Below are 459 nucleotides of genomic sequence, written 5' to 3'. Positions count from 1 at the left end.
ATCACATGCCTTGCAAGCCTCAGGGCAGCGGCGACAGGCAACCCGAAGCTCAAGACCTTCTCGCTGGTGTTCGACAAGGGCTCCTCCATGGACGAGAAGCCGTTCATCGATGCGGTGCTCGACGGCAATCCGCTCGACGCCACGCTGATTGCCGTCGGCAACTACGCACCCTTCGCCGAGTTCGAGCGCATCCTGGAGGAGCAGGAAGGCACGTTCCTGGCGCCCGGCCTGTCCTTGACGCGCGACCTTTACCGGACGGCGGGCGCAAAGGGCGTCAAGGTGCTGCTCGACGGACACGGCGGCGACGAGGTCGTCTCGCAGGGCCACGGACACCTTCACGAGCTCGCCAATGCCGGCAGATGGCTGGAGCTTTGGCGCGAGTTGCGCAGCGCGGCCAACACCTATGGCGACGGCATGCTTCCGCTCTATTTCAAGTTCCTGACCATCTATGGGCCGGCC

1 protein-coding gene is annotated in these 459 nt (G+C 64.5%); it reads left to right on the top strand.

The window, feature by feature from the left end:
• The coding region (locus tag EOA27_RS39865) for an asparagine synthase-related protein (RefSeq protein WP_245491436.1) at positions 1-459 on the top strand (459 nt) is incomplete at both ends.

Source organism: Mesorhizobium sp. M2A.F.Ca.ET.037.01.1.1 (assembly GCF_003998075.1).
Lineage (GTDB): Bacteria > Pseudomonadota > Alphaproteobacteria > Rhizobiales > Rhizobiaceae > Mesorhizobium.
The sequence above is the reverse complement of the archived record's forward strand: the minus strand, read 5'-3'. Positions and strand labels throughout refer to the sequence as shown.